This is a genomic window from Trinickia mobilis (assembly GCF_017315705.1).
GTDB classification, from domain to species: domain Bacteria; phylum Pseudomonadota; class Gammaproteobacteria; order Burkholderiales; family Burkholderiaceae; genus Trinickia_A; species Trinickia_A mobilis.
This window is the reverse complement of the sequence record NZ_JAFLRF010000051.1, coordinates 1-16388: the sequence shown is the minus strand read 5'-3', so window position 1 is coordinate 16388 and position 16388 is coordinate 1. Positions and strand designations below refer to the sequence as shown.

The following is a 16388-nucleotide window of genomic DNA, read 5'->3' as shown; positions in this document are numbered from 1 at the left end:
CGGCAAGCCATCGGTGTTAGAGCCGCGACCTTCCAGAAGAGACTGGTGCGCGTCGAGACGTGAGAGTAAGCTGGCAGGCATATTTCTGCAAACGAATGTTTGTCATCGTAAACATGACAGATTGGAATTATGGTCGATGACCTCCAATCGCTCGAACCTTGGCTCGATCTCTCGCGCGAGGATGCCGCGCCGTCCCGCACGTTTTTTTTACCCGCGGGCACGTCACGCGTCCAATTAATTCCGATGTGGAATGTTAATTATGAACATTATGCGCTTGCGGAAACATATGCCGTTAGCCTAATCTCGCTCCTGTCAACTTATTCAACCGCTGCCAACTTCGATGGTCGTAACGACGGCATCGAGGAGATGGGCAAGCCAATCATTGACGACGAACTGTGGCTACTGATATACGGTGTACCGTCTCCACGGCAGGGTCGACTCGCCATGAACCTTCGCTCTGTTAACCTGAATCTGCTGGTTATCTTCGATGCGTTGATGCGGGAGCGGCACGTAACACGCGCAGCGCTCAGAATTCCCATGACCCAGCCGGCAATGAGCAATGCGCTCGCCAGACTTCGCCTTCTGTTCGAGGACGACCTTTTCATCCGGGCGGGTAACACGATGGAGCCGACACCGCGGGCAGTCGAGCTTGGGGAGTCCGTCAGCCGGATACTTCGACAGACAGAAAGGCTGATGTCGAGCGATGTCAGCTTCGATCCGGCGACGGCGCAACGCGAGTTCACCGCACGTATGTCCGATCTGGTCAGCTGTCTGGTTTTACCTCAGATCCTTGCGACGCTATCGGGAAGCGCGCCGGGGGTGACACTGGACGTACTCCATATGTCGCCCGAACGGACGGTCAGGGCGCTCGAGAATGATCAGTTGGATTTCGCTCTGAGCATGCGGTTGCAGCATGCGTCGAATATTCGAAGCGAAAAACTGTTCATGGATGAGATGGTTTGCGTCATGCGGGCAGACCATGAACTTACCCAAGGTGAACTGACGCTGGAGCGGTTTCTCGATGCGGACCATCTACGTGTCAAGATGAGCCCGACCGACGTTGGCTCCGTCGATAACGTCCTGGCCGAGCAAGACTATGCCAGCAAGGTCGTCGCTAAGGTTCCGCATTGGCTTCTCGTTCCTCCAATCCTGCGGGAAAGCCACTTGGTCGCCGTCATTTCCAGCAAACTTGCGGCACTTTTTGCATCGGAGCCCATAGCGGTACGCCCGCTACCGTTCCCATCGGAGCCGTTCTCCTGGGACATCTACTGGCACCGTCGTAACGACAATAGCGTGGCCCACAAATGGATGCGGGGGCTCATCGCCAGCGCGTGTGCCGCGCTGTGAGAGCGAAAACTAGACGCTCGGCATCGTCGCTCGACTGGGTATGCCTTCCGGACCCCTGATTAAGTTTTTGCGCAATCGCCTGCGTGGGCGGGTTACGTGGAGATACCATGACTCTTCAGCAACTGGAGACGTTTTTCTGGACCGTCAAGCTAGGCAGCTTCTCGGCTGCCGCCGAGCGTCTATACGCGACGCAGTCGGCCGTCTCGATGCGGCTTCGTGAACTGGAGCGAACCCTGGGTGTCGAGCTTTTTGACCGGACACATCGTACCGCGCGACTCACGCCCAAGGGGCGAGATCTGATGGACTACGCAAGTCGAATCCTCGACCTGTCGACCGAACTCGAACACCGTATCGGTGCGCCCGAAGCCGTATCGGGAACGGTGCGCTTCGGCGTTGCCGAGCTCGTTACGACAACCTGGTTGCCTCGCCTGATCACCGTGATCGCAGAACGGTATCCGAATGTACGGCTGGAGATTGAAGAGGCGTTGACCGCCGAGTTGATGGCGAGCTTGCGCGAGGCTGAGCTCGAGCTTGTCCTCGCACCTGGGCACACGAGAATGCCGGAGCTGTCCACACTGTCCCTCGGAACGGTGGACTTTCAATTGATGGCGAGCCCCTCGCTCGGTTTCGACGAACGCACTTACAGTCCGCACGAGCTTGCTGAATATCCGATCATCGGCATGAAGCAGGCGTCATTTCTCTTTGCCGCACTCGAGGACTGGTTCATGAGCGAACATGTGCGCTGCCGATACCTCGCGCGTTGCAAGAGCGTGGCTGTGGCGGCGTCGATGACAGCCTCCGGACTGGGTGTCTCCTATCTGCCGGTGCGCTCTTGCACACAAGAGATCGCGCAAGGAAAGCTTCGCGTCGTCAAAGTCACGAACCCCCTTGAACCGGTCGAGTTCATCGCCGCCTGCGCGGCGGGCCATTCGTACTCTCTCGCCAGGGCGATCGCCGAACTGGCGCGAAAGGTCAGCGACTTCGAGCGCATCGAAGGTGCCTAACGGATTCGTATAACGAAACAAACCGGCGGGATTTGTGCGCTGCGCAACGTAACATCAAGTTCCTTGATGTTTTTCTCCGCAAAATAGTCGTTTGAGTTCATGTGTCCGCGAGCCTAATCTTTCCTCACAAGCGCAGCGTGCGGGTCCGCAAGCCGGCCCCGTCAATGACTATCGCTGCGAGACAAGGAGGAAGACATGGATGCGGTCCTCACGCGAGAGGAGGCCCCCGCTCGTCATGGCGACGTGCGGCTCCGGAAGCTTGAAGTCTGTCTGAGGTCGATTACGGCCCTTGCCGACGATATCAACGCGTTCGAATTCGTCAGCGCCGATGGTCAACCCCTGCCCGGGTTCACCGCCGGCTCGCATATCGATGTACATCTTTCCGGCCGGATGGTTCGCCAGTATTCGCTTTGCAATTCGCCCATCGAACGCGATCGCTATGTGGTCGCAGTATTACGTGATCGACAGGGTCGCGGGGGCTCGATGGCCATGCATGACGAACTGCGTGCCGGTCAGAAACTGAAGATTTCGCGGCCACGCAACCATTTCGCGCTCTCGACCTCGGCTCGCCGACATGTCTTCATCGCTGGAGGCATCGGCATCACGCCGATCGTGGCGATGATTTCCGAGGTGCAGCGCCGCGGGGAGTCGTTTCATCTGTACTACTGTGCGCGCTCTGCACAGCGTGCAGCATTTCTCGACGAACTGCAGCCGCTCGTCGAGCGCGGCGACGTATCGGTTCATTTCGACCAGGGTGATCCGCGTAATGGCCTCGACCTTGTCTCGACGCTCAAGGAATATTTGCCCGGCACGCATCTTTACTATTGCGGCCCCGGCCGCCTGATGGATGCCATCGAAGCCGCCAGTGCACATTGGCCTCCTGCGGCGCGGCACTGCGAACGGTTCTCCGCAGGTGCCGCAACGCGTTCCCGTCCGAACGATATCCCGGATGGCGATGGCGACGAAGACGCCCCGTTCGACGTCGAGCTGCGCCGCTCGCACAAGACATTCACCGTACATCCAGGCGAGTCGATTGTCGACGTGCTCCGAAGCCACGGCGTCGACGTCGACACATCGTGTCGCGAAGGTTACTGCGGGACCTGCATGACGCGTTATCTCGCAGGCGAGCCGCTGCATCGCGACACGGTGCTGGACGACGAAGATCGGGAAGCGTTCGTGATGATCTGTTGTTCCCGTGCGAAGAGTCAGACTCTGGTACTCGACATCTAGTCGGCAACCAAAGACCAACCCCGTAACCGCAGACCGGAACTCGCTGTCCGGCCGCATGACGTCTCCATTCATCTCGAGAGGATCCTCGCCATGAGTACGTTCGAATACGTGAAGGATTGCTGGTATCCGATTGGATTTTCGCCGGAGTTTCCCGCGGGGCAATTACAGGGCCATAAGATCGTCAACCGTCCAATCGTCATGTGGCGTGCGGATAGCGGGGAAGTCGCGGCCTTCGACGACCGTTGCTGTCACAAGCGTTTTCCACTGTCGCAGAGCAAGCTGCTCGACAATGGCCAGCTTGAGTGCGCTTATCACGGCTTGTGCTACGACACTTCCGGCCGATGTGTCGCGATTCCGTCAGCACCGGACAAACCCATTCCTCCTCGAGCGCGTCTGAGTGCGGTTCCCGTGCGCGAACAGGATGGCGTCGTCTGGGTGTGGCCCGGCAATCCCGCCGGTGCGCAGCGCTTCGATCCGCCCCGCACGCCTGAAATCACCGACCCGGACAATCTGTCGATCGGCGCACCCGAGCCTCTGCACGTGCCGGCCAATTACCTGCTGCTGATCGAAAATCTGCTGGATATCACGCATTTCTATCCGCTGCACGACGGCAACATCGGCGACAAGGAAAACAGCAAGATTCCGGTGGAACTGGAGGAGGGTGAAAGCGAGGGGCATACCTTTGTACGTACCACGCGCCACGTGCACGGCTACAGGCAGCCCCGGTATCTCAAGGAATGGTTCCTGTACGACACGGTCGAGCGCATTCACACGCATTGCATGGTGAGCCCCGGCCTCACGCGTGTTGTGATGCGCGTCGCGCCGGAAGGGGAGCTGGGCACGGACAAGGAGCGCGGCTATACGCTTTTGCACCTGCATCTGCCCGTCGACGAGCGCAATCTGGTCTGGCGGTGGAATGCGTCGTGCAAAGGCTGGCATACCACGCTGAGTGATCCGAACGTGCCCACGGCCCGGAAGGTAGCGGAGATGTTCCCGGCCGTCGTCGCACAGGATCAATGGGCGCTCGAACGTCAGCAACGCATGATGGAGTTTCCCGACGACGGGTATTCGGAACTCTTCCTCAAGACCGACAAGGCATTGCGTCGGGCACGCCAGATCCTGATGGCTCTGCAGCGCAAGGAACGCGACCCCCAGATTGTCCCGATCGGTCAGACATCGCCCGACACGGAATCGGCGATGGCATAGAACGCCGACAGGCGGCTGCCGGAATTCAAACCATAAGTTCAAGGCCCCGGTACGGCAGGCAGCCCCTGGTTGAAACACCGACCCATAATTCAGGAGACACATTGTGGAAACCCATGATACTTCGCCGCTGGGCGTGCGGCCGCGGCAGACTGCTCCAGATGTGGCGAGTAACGACAAGACCTTGCTGCAACGTGCCGTGTCGTCCTGCGTATACGTTTTTGAACGGGTGATGCCTGACCCGTTCGTGATCGTCATTCTGCTGACGGCGCTTGTCGCAGCGTTGGCGGCGGCCTTTGCACCGAAAGGTGCGCCGGACGTGATTCTCTCCGGCTGGTACAAGGGCATCTTCGGCATCTTCACGTTTGCCTTCCAGATGGTGCTGGTCCTGGTCACCGGGTATGCACTGGCAAGCGCGCCATTGATCAAGGCAGGGCTGCGAAATGTGAGCCGGCTTGCGGTGGGTCCATGTTCGGCGGTGCTGCTGGTGTTCGGCGTCGGCGCCGTTGCGACGTTCCTGAACTGGGGGTTCGGCCTTGTCGTCGGCGCACTCCTGTCCAAACAGGTTGCAAGGCGGGTACGGGTGGATTTCGCCTGGCTCGTGGCGGCGGCATACAGCTCATGGGTGTTGTGGGCATTCACCGGCATGTCGAGTTCGATCGCCTTGTCGATCGCATCGCCCGGTAACCCGTTGAATATCGTGGAACAACATACCCACCTTGCGGTCCCGTTGTCGCACACGGTGTTCTCGGGATGGAACCTGCTGGCGGGCGCCGTCGCCATGGTCCTCATCCCTGTGGTCTTCATCCTGATGCGACCAGCGGAAAAGGACATCATCGCTGCCGATGTCGATCTTCTGGAGGCGCAAGAGCACAAGATCGAGCAGGTGAGCGATTCGCGAGCAGGAACGTTCGCGGGTGCGCTCGAGCGCTCACGCGTCTGTGCGCTCATTTTCGTCCTCGCCGGCGCGGCCTACCTGGCATCGCAATGGATGCATCATGGCGTGAGTCTCGACATCAATACCGTCATCTTCATCTTCCTGCTTGCCGGGCTGTGCCTGCACGGCAGCCCGCGCCGGTATGTGACCGCGGTGACGGAGGCGGCCAAAGTCACGGGGCCGATGTTGCTTCAGTACCCGTTTTATGGCGGAATCATGGGGATCATGGGCGCAACGGGCCTCGACGAGACCGTCGCACACGCCTACATCCACGTTGCGTCAGGAACGACGCTGCCGTTTCTCAGTTACCTCGCATCTGGCGTGATCACGCTGTTCATTCCGAGCGGCGGAGGCCACTGGGCAGTGCAGGGCCCGTTCACGATCCCCGCCGCGATGCAGCTTGGCGCCTCCCTTCCCGGCACGTCGATGGCCATCGCGGCGGGCGAGATGGCCGGCAGTCTGCTGCAGCCGTTCTGGGCGATTCCCGTTGTCGCTATCGCCGGTGTCGGTGTGCAGCGCGTCCTGGGCTTTACGCTCGTGATTTTCCTGACGGCCGGCACATTGCTCGGTCTGGTCTATCTGCTGGTCGTCCCGACGTGGGCCGGTGTTTGACTTCCAATCCACTGAAGAGGAAAAACATGACCGATCACCTCGCGCTCGATGGCGTGCGAGTCATCGAAATCTGTAACGTCGCCGCCGGGCCATTCTGCGGGATGCTGCTTGCCGACATGGGGGCCGATGTCATCAAGCTCGAACATCCGGAAGGGGGAGACACCCTGCGGGCATGGCCTCCGTTGAGCGACGGCTTCAGCGAGAACTTCGCGTCGCTGAACCGCAATAAACGCTCGGTGGCACTGAATCTGAAAGTCGCTGGCGATCGGGACGTCGCGCGGACCCTGACGAGCGAAGCCGACGTGGTGATCGAAAACAACCGCCCGGGCGTGATGGATCGACTCGGTCTTGGCTACACGACGCTCAGAAGTCTCAATCCGCGTCTGCTTTACTGCTCGATTTCCGCATACGGTCAAACAGGCCCGCGTTCGCAGGAGGGCGGGTTCGATCTGACGATGCAGGCCATGAGCGGAATCATGAGCATTACTGGCGAGGAGGGGGGGGCGCCCGTCAAATGCGGTGTACCCCTTGCCGACTTTTCCGCCGGACTCTACGCCGCTTTCACGATTGCAGCGGAGTTGCGACAGGTGCAACGAACCGGTGTGGGCACGCATATCGACATATCGATGCTTGGCGCGACGCTTGGCATTGCTGCATTGCAGACCTCAGAGTTTTTCGGGAGCGGACGCGATCCCGTCAAGATGGGTTCCGCACACCCGCGCAATGCGCCCTACCAGGTTTTCCGCTGCCGCGACGGCTACTTCGGGATGGCCGCGGGAAACAACGCACTGTGGGCGAGCGTCTGCCGGGTCATAGGGCACTCGGAATGGCTTGACGATGCCCGATTCGGAACGACAACCGACCGCGCGCGCCACCAGGTCGTCCTTAGAGAAATGCTTGAGGCGGAATTTGTTGCCGGTGATGCGAGTGAGTGGCTTGACCGTTTTCGGGAAGCAGGTGTGCCATGCGCACCCATCAACCGGTATTCGGATGTGCTCGCCGATCCACAGGTGGAGCATATGGGGTGGGTTCAGCCGCTCACGCTTCCCAACGGGACCCCAACACGCACTTTCGCCTCGCCGATCCGGCGCTCCGGTCAGGGCCTGCCGATACGTCGGGCACCGCCCGCGTTGGGGGAGCACACAGCGGAAATCGTCGGGGAATTGAGGGCGTCGCTTTCGCACGAAACGTCATGAACGAACTGATTGAGATCAACAGGGACGACGATTGCTGGACCTTCACCTTCAACCGTCCCGACAAGATGAACGCCCTGAACACAGAAGTGGTCGAGACCCTCATCGAGCAAATCCGCGAAGCCCATGACGGAGGCGCGCGCTTGCTGGTGTTCATGGGAAACGGCAAGAACTTCAGCGCAGGATTGGATCAGGGGGAGCTTGACCGGGAATCCGATGCAGACCTCCTGATGCGGCTGGTCCGGATCGAAACACTCCTGCAACTGGTTGCGTCGTCGCCCTGTCTGACGGTCGCGTTCGCACAGGGTCCCAATTTCGGGGCGGGCGTCGACCTGTTTGCCGTGTGCCGCAGGCGCTTCTGCACCGCGGATGCAACGTTCCGGATGCCCGGTCTGCGATTTGGGCTTGTGCTCGGTACGCGGCGCTTCGGTGCCGTCGTTGGGCATGCCCGGGCGCGGGAAATACTGGAGGAGACACGCACGATCGTTGCCGAGGAAGCGGTGCGTATCGGGCTTGTCGCGAAGGCTGTCGACGCGCAGGCGAAAGCAGACCTGCTCGCGGATGCGCGCCGTGTCGCGAGACTGCTGGACCGCGAGACCCAGACGCACCTCTACAACGTGCTGGGCACCGAGGATGACGACCGCGACCTCGCCGAGCTGGTACGGTCGGCGTCGCGGCCCGGACTAAAGGCGCGAATGCTTGCGTATATCGGCGAGCGATAAGGTTCCACGACGGGTTCCATTCCTGCTCTTGCTCAGGCGGGACGGCGCGCGGCCTTCACTTCCCGCGGCGTTGCCGGAAAGCTTTGGGCAGCCTGCCGGACAAACGACGCGGCGATGGCTTGCGCCAGCGCCTCGGCGGCGCGTGTCAGGTTGCCCAAGTGCTGCGGAAAAACCAACCAGAAATCGAGCGACAGCGCGAAGTCGCTGACGTCCACCACGCTTATCTGATCGCGCCATGCGCTCGTATATAGCACATCGAGCGGCACGAGGCCCAGACCGAGGCCGGTAGCGACGAGCCGCAGCTGCGTATTGGTTGCGTAGGTATCGGCGCTCACCCGCAAGTGCCCGCCGGCGCTGCCCATTGCACGCTCGAGGGCCGCCCGGTAACCGCATCCGTTCGGATTGAGTATCCAGTCGTGGCCCGCGAGCGACCTGATCGTTGTTGTCTTGCGCTTGACGAGCGGCTTCTCCGCGCTTTGCACGACCTTCACTTCGAGCGTGGCGACCTGACGGGCGATCAGATCGTCAGGCAGAGCGGCGCGCACCGGGAGCATCAACACCGCGGCGTCCAGCGAGCCGTTTTCCACCATTTGCTGCAGCACCGAACTCCACTCGGTATGCGATCTCACCACGAGCGCCGGGAATTGCTCTTTCATGGCTATCACTGCATCGAACAGCACGACGTCCGCCACCACTTGCGACAAACCGAGGCGCAGCGTCCCGGACGGCGCAGCATCCTCGCGCGCGAGATCGAGCAAATGTTCGAGCCCTCGCAACAGCGGCACTGCCTGCTCGTAGACCCGGTTCGCGAGGGCGGTCGGTCGCGGGGGTTTTGTGTTGCGGTCGAACAGCTCGACGCCCAGCAATGCTTCAAACCGCTGGATGCGCTTGGATATCGTGGATTGCGTCACAAATAGCGTGTCGGCCGCGCGGGTCAGCGACGCCTCGTTGATCACCGCGACGAACGATTGGAGGTCATCGATCATAATTCCACTCTGTAATGTTTACGATGAAAAACATTCGTTTGCAGAAAGATACTTGCCAGCCTACTCTCATATCTCGACGCGCGCCAGTCTCTTCGGAAAGGTCGCGGCTCTGACACCGATAGCTTGCCGTTATCCAGGGCGAGAACGATGCCTCCCGTTACCTGCTGGGCGCCGTTTTTTTGTGGACGGGGGATCGCGCCGGATCATCGGCGGCTATGAAACTTACGGTGGATTTTAATACCAGCATGCTGTGCGGCGACCTTTGCCGTGGACAACTGCCGCAACGGAAGGACACATGAGCGCGAATCAGAACCCAATCGAGTATGGGAATGGGTCCCAGGGACAACAATGGGCTCATTATCAGAGCGAGATGGATCGCAATTTGCGGGAAGTAGCCGACGCAGTGCTAGACCTCGCCAATCCGATGCCGGGTGAGCGGGTGTTGGATATCGGCTGCGGCTCCGGCGAGACCACCTTTTAATGGATCTAGGTGACACGCCCGAGCATGCCGGTTTCGTAAGCACGCAGCTCATCGGGCCCACCTCGCGCGCGTTCCGTGACGCCGATGAGGACACACGCGTGCGGATCCATCAGGCGGTAAAAGACGTGTTCGCCTGCTTGCTTGCCAAGCGAGGACATCTTCGCCTCGGCATCGCCTGCTGGTTGGTCAGCGCGAAGTCGTAGAAGCGCGGGCACCAGCGAATCCTCTGCGGCCTGACCGACGCTATCTTTGCGCCGAATACGTCGGCGTTTGGCTTATCCGTATTTGCGCTTTTCTGGCCATGGGCGACGACAAGCACGACGTCGCCGATCTTGGTCGCAAGGCGTTCACACGCGACTACCCATGCCTTGGCAAAGGCGCTGCCGGCGGCATGAGTGAACTGTAGCCGCATGCGGGTTGCTCGCAAATCGCAGGGAGAATCAAAAAAGTGCCTCTTAGTCTCATTGTGTGGCGGCTCGAAATGCTGAGTGCGGCCGCCACAGTGAGCAAGAAAATTACGCATGGAAGTTGTCGTCAGTTGCGCAAAAGAAGAGGGGCGGCGCAATTCGAGACGAATGGGAAACGACGTCAGGACTACGCCGTCGCGGCACATCAAGCCGTACTGACTTTTATAACTTGACAGTTGGCGAGCCGAATGAACACGGTAGGCGAGATATCTGCGGACCGTGCATGTCCCGAGGTATTTCGGCTACCTAGCATCGACTCGTGCTTTTCCTGACGGTCAAAATTTCTCAATCCCATCACCGCGTACCAGGTCTGAGTATGAAGAAAATTCAATGTTTACAATGTGTAGTACGAAATAACCTGGCTGCAGTGGCTGCCGCAGCTGCCATGGTGGTATCGACCACGGCGCACGCACAGGAGGAGGTGCTGGCTCAGTCGGCGACCCCGGCTCAGCCCGCATCTGCCACCGGGGGCCAGTCCCTCGCCGCGACTGCGAATGCGGATCGAGGGAAGACAAAGGCGAGCGGCGATACGCACGGAGACGCTGTGACGATGACGGTTCCGGGCTCCAATCCGCCAGTATCGCCTCCGCCGCCTGCGCCGGCGATCGGCGCGAACGAGGCGACTTCGCTGCTCGAGATGTTCACGAAGGGGCACTTTTACGGGAACTTCCGGACGGAGTACTTCACGTTGCATAACGCGTACTTCGTCCCGGCCTCCAATCAGGATACGGTCAGCTACGGCGGCACGTTCGGCTACAAAACTGCTGCGCTGTACGGTTTTTCGGTCGGAGTGAGCGCCTTCCTTCAGCGCGGCATCGACCACTCGGACAATCCCTCGCAAGTCGTCAGCTATCTCGGTCCGAACTTGCTTAACCTGGGCGAGGCCTATTTGCAGTACGAGGGGCACGGTTTCAAGGTTGTCGCAGGCAACCAGGAACTCGACGCGCCGTTCGATGGAGTCGAGGACTGGCGGATCGTGCCGCCGCTGTTTCAGGGCGTGTTGGCGCGCTATGGCGATGCGGACAATTTTGTGGAGGCATTCAAGATGTTCCGCTACAAATCGTACACCTCCAACACGTTCACGCGGACCACGGCGTATAACGTCAACTTCGATTCGTTCTCGAAGATCGGCAATGCCGAGACCAACGGCTTATGGGGCGTAGGTGGTGGGCACAAGTGGGATCTCGCCCCGGTCGAGCTGAGCGCGCAGGGCTGGTACCAGACCTACCAGGACTACGCGAGGATGACGTACGCGACGGGTCAGGTGATTCGCGACAGCGGGCTGATCCGCCCATTCGTCGGCGTGCAGGGAATTCGCGAGACAGGCGACGGACGCGAGCTGCTCGGCAACATAAACAGCCAGGTGTTCGGCGCGCAGTTCGGCGTGAAGCGCAACTCGCTGACGCTCAGCTTCGGCTACGACCGGATCGTGCCGCACTCGAACTCGTTCCTGAACGGCGCGCTCGTCACGCCGTACGCGCACAATATCGGCTCGGATCCGCTGTACGCGCAGCCCTTTTTCACCAGCACAGAGGATCTGGGCGCGGGCAACGCGTACGCGATCGACCTGAAAGGTGCCCCGTTCGCCCATTGGTTCCTCGGCGCTCGCTACTCTTTCATGGACCTGAAGTCGAGCGCGACCGCCGTGAGTCTCAACCAGTCCGAGTACTTGCTCTATGCGATCTACAACTTTAGTGGAAAGCTAAAGGGGTTGAGCATCACGGACTTCGGCGGGATGCAGTCGACGCCGACGAAATCGAAGAAGTACTTCGAGAACCGCGTGATCCTGGAATATGCGTTCGGGAGCTAGAAACGGTCCGTGGACTGCGCTCCGAAGACGATGAGGGGGCAGTCCAGTTCGAACGCGCGTTCCGCCCCCTCTCCTCGTGGACTTCGGCGGTCGCGCCAGTAGCGCATGCGATCAAAGGCCGCCGAAGCTTCGTTTCGTTTGTCGCGTGAGACGATCGAGCATTCCTTTGAGCCGATCAAGGATTTCCTTCCGATGGGACACTGAGTAAATTGTTGTCAAGGAAGGCTAGGCGATCGGCAATGGTGAGTTTGCGACACCACGGCAATGCGGGCGACACGGCTCAGGCATGCCGATTTTGCTCGTATCAATGACGGCGATGTGCGCGTTCCGGAATTTCGCCGGCATGCCGGCCTGCTTTGTCGGTAGCTTCTGTCGTCGATGAGGGGCACACAACCGCGAGTACCATATCGACGATCAGTTTTTCCGCCGCATCGAAATCCTTGTGCGTCAGTTTTTTGCTGTCCATCAGGAGCGCCATCTGAGTGCTGAAGTCGGCATACGATTGAGTCATCGCCCAGATCGTAAAGAGCAAATGGGTGGCGTTCGTTGGCGCGATCTTGCCTGCACTGATCCAGCGCTCAAATACCTCGATATCCATGCGCATGGAAGGCACGATCTTTTGCTTTATTTCCTTGCGATAGAACTTGGCGCCGCTGATCACTTCCATTCCATACACTCGAGAACCCCACGGCCGTTCTCGCGAAAAGCGCAACTTGGAAGCGATATACGCGCGCAATGTGTCCGTCGGGCTGCGTGTGTCGTCGGCAAGCAGCGCCATGCTTTCCAGCCAGGCGTCAAGCACGCCATCGAGTACGCGGGTGTAGAGCGCACGCTTGTTCGGGAAATAGTAAAGCAGGTTTTGTTTCGATAGTCCGACGCTCTCGGCAATGGTGGCGAGCGATGTGCCTTCGTAGCCGTATTCAGCAAAAATGCGTTCAGCGTGCAGGAGTATCTCCGCCTCCAGGCTAACGCGGTGGCTCGCGCGGCGCGTTGATGGTCTGTCTGTTGTGCGGTGACCGGCGGCTGGCATGGAAAGTTTTTTCATTGGTGTTCGAGTTGCTCGTGGGAGGTCGACGGAAACAAACGATCGCCGGTTTTCGCGAGGAAACGGGTCAGGACGGCGGAATCGACGAAGGCGACGTTGAAGCGGAACCAGATCGTGCTGACAGGCGCTAGCGTGAAGAATTCGGCAGGCGCAAGCAGAATACCTGCCTGCAACGCTTGATCGGCGATGCTCTTTGCACTCAGATCGTGAGTTGGGGCAACGGGCCAGCCGGCACTGACGAACATCCCTCCGCGTGGCCGTGCCAACGGCAAGAGGCCAAGCTTGGGGAGGGTGCTCAGCGCGTGCTCGCGTGCCGTATCGAGCTGATTGCGCAGGCGCTGCACTGCCCGCCGGTAGCCGTTCGACGATACCGCGTGATACGCCGTGCGTTCGTTGAGCTCGAGCGTCGTCAGCCCGGTGATCATTTTCACGCGCACGAGTTCGGATACGAGTATTGGGGATGCACAAATCGAGCCCACGCGAAGCGCCGGCGACAGCGTTTTCGAAAAGCCGCCGACACGCATCACATGGCGCAAACCGTCCATCGCGGCAAGCGACGGCTCGCCTTTCGGCGCGATTTCCCGGAACAGGTCGTCCTCGACAATCCACATGTCGAACTGCTCGGCAAGCGCGAGCAAGCGGTGTGCTTGTTGATGAGTCAGCGATGTGCCGAGCGGATTGTGCAGCACGGTGGTCACAAACATCAGCTTGGGCCGATGCCGCGCCGCCTGCTCTGCCAATACATTGAAATCCAGTCCGTTTTCGTCACGCGGAATACCGATTGGCTCGCATCCGTTGTGTCGAATCATATTGTGCAGATGCATATAGCAGGGGTCTTCGACAAGGACCGTGTCACCGGGCTTCGTCAGCGTGCGCAGGATCAAGTCGAAAGCGTGGGTTGCGCTGTGTGTCAGGACGATCCAGTCCGGCTCAACAGAAAACAGTTCGTCGTTCAGTGTGTTCGCCACATGATTTCGCAGGCCGGGCAAACCTTGAGGGTGACCATAACCGGAAAGGCGGGAAGCGGGTGTCCGCGCGACTTGCCGCATCGCTTCGGCAATGACCGATTCCCCGGACCAACCGGGCGGCAGCCATCCAGCGCCGACCGGCAACGCGTCGGACGTGCCCGAGTAGAGTTCCGGGGTCAAGCTGTCTATGGCGGTCAAAACCGCGTTTTGCTCGATGTCCTTGGGTCGCCTGGCGGCTTCTGTTCGAGCCACGAAGTAACCCGATCCTGGCCGCGAGGCCAACAGTCCTTGAGTGATCAGCCGGCCGTAGGCTTCGAGAACCGTGAAGGTACTGACGGCATGAGCTTTCGAGAATTGTCGAACTGATGGCAATTTGGTGCCGACGCGCGTGCCACACTGCAAAATAATGTGGGCAATGCCCGCCGCAATCTGATCGGCTAGCGTCTCCTTCGTGGACCGGTCGATCCGGAGCTCGGACCATAGATCGACGGGATGAGCGCTATGCGTCAATGCAGTGCGGCGCGTCTGACTTGGCGCTTGTCTCTCCACTGTTCTCACTCCTTGATGGCGCGTCCGCCGCGCTCACACGCCAGTTCGACGGACGCAATAGGATACTAAGCCAAATGGTAAAGACTTTGTCCACTAGAAAAAATTCCGTCACTTCCGAGAATGAGCTTTTTGCGGTGCAGGGCCTGCCTTGCGCAAGCGTATGGCACGCGTCGCCGGCCGCTGCGGCAAGAGACGAGGGATCGGCGAATGGCGCGCGAGAAATGGGCGATCGAGGAGCGACGACGCTATTGCACTGCGCCAATCCGTGTCGCCATTTTCAACTTAACAGTTTGCGAGCGGCATAGGCACGGTAGGCGGGATAACTTTGGGCCGTGCATGTCTCGCGGCCCGTCATTTACCTATCATCGACTCATGCTTTTCCTGATGGTCAAAAATTTTTACGCAGGGGGAAATTTTTCGCGTTACCTGGGGATGGCCAAAACATCCTCACGCAGGCAACCATGAGCACCTCGCAACCGTTGTAATGGAATAAAAAAGGAGCGGGTGCCGATTCCGCTCGCAGCACCCGATAAACCCCATGAGGGGGAGAACAGGATGAGACACGAAAACTCCGGCTCCAATGAACTCTTGAACGCGGATCTCGCGCCTACCGGCCCCGCGCAACGCACCTGGCGTTGGTTTCACTATGCGGCTCTGTGGGTTGGCATGGTGATGTCCATCCCAGCGTATACGCTGGCCGCCAGCCTTATCGAAGGCGGTATGTCGTGGGGCCAAGCGGTGGTAACCGTGTTTTTGGGCAATGCGATCGTGCTGGTGCCGATGCTTCTGATCGGCCACGCCGGTGCGAAGTACGGCGTCCCGTATGCAGTGCTGGCGCGCGCGTCGTTCGGAACATCCGGCGCGAAGCTGGCCGCGCTGATGCGGGCGATCGTGGCCTGCGGCTGGTATGGCATCCAAAGCTGGTTCGGCGGGCAGATGGTGTACACGCTCGCGACCTTGGTGTTCGGTACGAATCTGGCGGGCCCGTCGCTGCCGGTGCTTGGTATCGATCTGGCGCATCTGCTTAGCTTTCTCGTGTTCTGGGCAATCCAGTTTTGGTTCGTCGTGCACGGCCTCGAGTCGATCCGCAAATTGGAGACGTTCACCGCGCCGATCAAGATCGTCCTCTGCTTTGTGTTGCTCGGCTGGATCTATCAAAAGGCCGGCGGCTTCGGGCCGATCTTGCATCAGCCCTCGCAATTTGCCCCCGGCGGCGCGAAGGCCGGTCAGTTCTGGTCCGCGTTCTGGCCTTCACTGACGGCAATGGTGGGCTTCTGGGCGACCCTGGCACTCAACATCCCCGACTTCACCCGCTTTGCGAAATCGCAGCGAGATCAGGTGGTTGGCCAGACGATCGGCTTGCCCGCGCCGATGGCGCTGCTCGCCTTGCTCGCGGTGGTCGTCACGTCGGCCACCGTAGTGATCTACGGCAAAGCGCTGTGGGATCCCGTGGACCTGGCGGGCCGCATGGAAGGCATAGGGGTCTTGATTGCACTGCTGATACTGATCGTGGACACCGTCAGCGTCAACCTGGCCGCCAACTTGGTCGGTCCGGCGTATGACTTCTCGGCGCTGGCCCCGAAACAGATCTCATATCGGAGCGGCGGCTACATTACCGCGGGCATCGCGATAGCGATATTGCCGTGGAAGCTGCTCGCGTCTACGCAGGGTTATATCTTCACTTGGCTGATTGGCTACTCGGCACTGCTGGGTCCGATTACCGGCATCTTGATTGTGGATTATTTCGTGTTGCGAAATACACAGCTGGACCTGGAAGCGCTATACCAGGATAAGGGTATCTATTCGTACCGTGGCGGTTGGAATCCCGTCGCAA

The 16388-nt window shown here is 59.8% G+C and carries 14 protein-coding genes; 10 read left to right on the top strand and 4 right to left on the bottom strand.

The genetic code is table 11. The features are described 5' to 3' along the window. The first annotated feature begins 129 nt into the window (after positions 1-129). The 7 genes from J3489_RS33145 (at position 130) to J3489_RS33115 (ending at position 8248) form a co-directional block, all read left to right on the top strand. Positions 130-1347: a LysR family transcriptional regulator gene (locus J3489_RS33145; protein ID WP_242540504.1), complete on the top strand. Its 1218-nt coding sequence runs from the start codon at positions 130-132 to the stop codon at positions 1345-1347. Positions 1348-1454: 107 nt separating this feature from the next. Then, positions 1455-2351: a LysR family transcriptional regulator gene (locus J3489_RS33140; protein WP_207005045.1), complete on the top strand. Its 897-nt coding sequence runs from the start codon at positions 1455-1457 to the stop codon at positions 2349-2351. Between the two features lie 195 nt (positions 2352-2546). Then, positions 2547-3581 (top strand): PDR/VanB family oxidoreductase, encoded by a 1035-nt coding sequence (locus J3489_RS33135; RefSeq protein ID WP_207005044.1) that lies wholly within the window; start codon positions 2547-2549, stop codon positions 3579-3581. Between the two features lie 90 nt (positions 3582-3671). Beyond that, the gene (locus tag J3489_RS33130) at positions 3672-4787 is read left to right on the top strand and encodes a Rieske 2Fe-2S domain-containing protein (protein WP_207005043.1); all 1116 of its coding nucleotides are present in this window, start codon (positions 3672-3674) and stop codon (positions 4785-4787) included. A 103-nt stretch (positions 4788-4890) separates the two neighbouring features. Further along, positions 4891-6333: a TIGR00366 family protein gene (locus J3489_RS33125; protein WP_309491461.1), complete on the top strand. Its 1443-nt coding sequence runs from the start codon at positions 4891-4893 to the stop codon at positions 6331-6333. A gap of 26 nt (positions 6334-6359) precedes the next feature. Further along, the gene (locus tag J3489_RS33120; RefSeq protein ID WP_207005042.1) at positions 6360-7529 is read left to right on the top strand and encodes a CaiB/BaiF CoA transferase family protein; all 1170 of its coding nucleotides are present in this window, start codon (positions 6360-6362) and stop codon (positions 7527-7529) included. After that, positions 7526-8248 carry an enoyl-CoA hydratase/isomerase family protein gene (locus J3489_RS33115; protein ID WP_207005041.1) on the top strand — a complete coding sequence of 241 codons (723 nt, stop codon included), beginning with the start codon at positions 7526-7528 and terminating at the stop codon, positions 8246-8248. Before J3489_RS33120 ends, J3489_RS33115 begins: the two co-directional genes overlap by 4 nt. Before the next feature lie 32 nt (positions 8249-8280). Here the strand turns inward: J3489_RS33115 and J3489_RS33110 are convergent, their stop codons facing one another. Continuing rightward, entirely contained in the window at positions 8281-9234 is a 954-nt protein-coding gene (locus tag J3489_RS33110; RefSeq protein WP_207005040.1) for a LysR family transcriptional regulator, read from the bottom strand. Between the two features lie 295 nt (positions 9235-9529). Here J3489_RS33110 and J3489_RS33105 point away from each other — a divergent pair, with 295 nt between their 5' ends. After that, entirely contained in the window at positions 9530-9715 is a 186-nt protein-coding gene (locus tag J3489_RS33105; RefSeq protein WP_207005039.1) for a class I SAM-dependent methyltransferase, read from the top strand. 109 nt (positions 9716-9824) lie between these two features. Here J3489_RS33105 and J3489_RS33100 read toward each other — a convergent pair whose 3' ends face one another. Then, positions 9825-10238, bottom strand: coding sequence for a hypothetical protein (locus J3489_RS33100; RefSeq protein ID WP_207005038.1), 414 nt, complete (start codon positions 10236-10238; stop codon positions 9825-9827). Positions 10239-10567: 329 nt separating this feature from the next. Here J3489_RS33100 and J3489_RS33095 point away from each other — a divergent pair, with 329 nt between their 5' ends. Then, positions 10568-11992 (top strand): OprD family outer membrane porin, encoded by a 1425-nt coding sequence (locus tag J3489_RS33095; RefSeq protein WP_207005037.1) that lies wholly within the window; start codon positions 10568-10570, stop codon positions 11990-11992. Positions 11993-12296: 304 nt separating this feature from the next. Here J3489_RS33095 and J3489_RS33090 read toward each other — a convergent pair whose 3' ends face one another. Together J3489_RS33090 and J3489_RS33085 are read right to left on the bottom strand one after the other, a co-directional pair. After that, a complete protein-coding gene (locus J3489_RS33090) occupies positions 12297-13037 on the bottom strand; it encodes a TetR/AcrR family transcriptional regulator (protein ID WP_207005036.1) in 741 nt (246 codons plus the stop codon). Then, positions 13034-14515: an aminotransferase-like domain-containing protein gene (locus J3489_RS33085; RefSeq protein WP_207005035.1), complete on the bottom strand. Its 1482-nt coding sequence runs from the start codon at positions 14513-14515 to the stop codon at positions 13034-13036. The genes J3489_RS33090 and J3489_RS33085 overlap by 4 nt, the downstream gene beginning before the upstream one ends. Positions 14516-15109: 594 nt before the next feature. On the opposite strand from J3489_RS33085, the gene J3489_RS33080 reads away from it, so the two are divergent. Then, a partial coding sequence (locus tag J3489_RS33080; protein WP_207005034.1) for an NCS1 family nucleobase:cation symporter-1 occupies positions 15110-16388 on the top strand: 1279 nt, incomplete at its 3' end.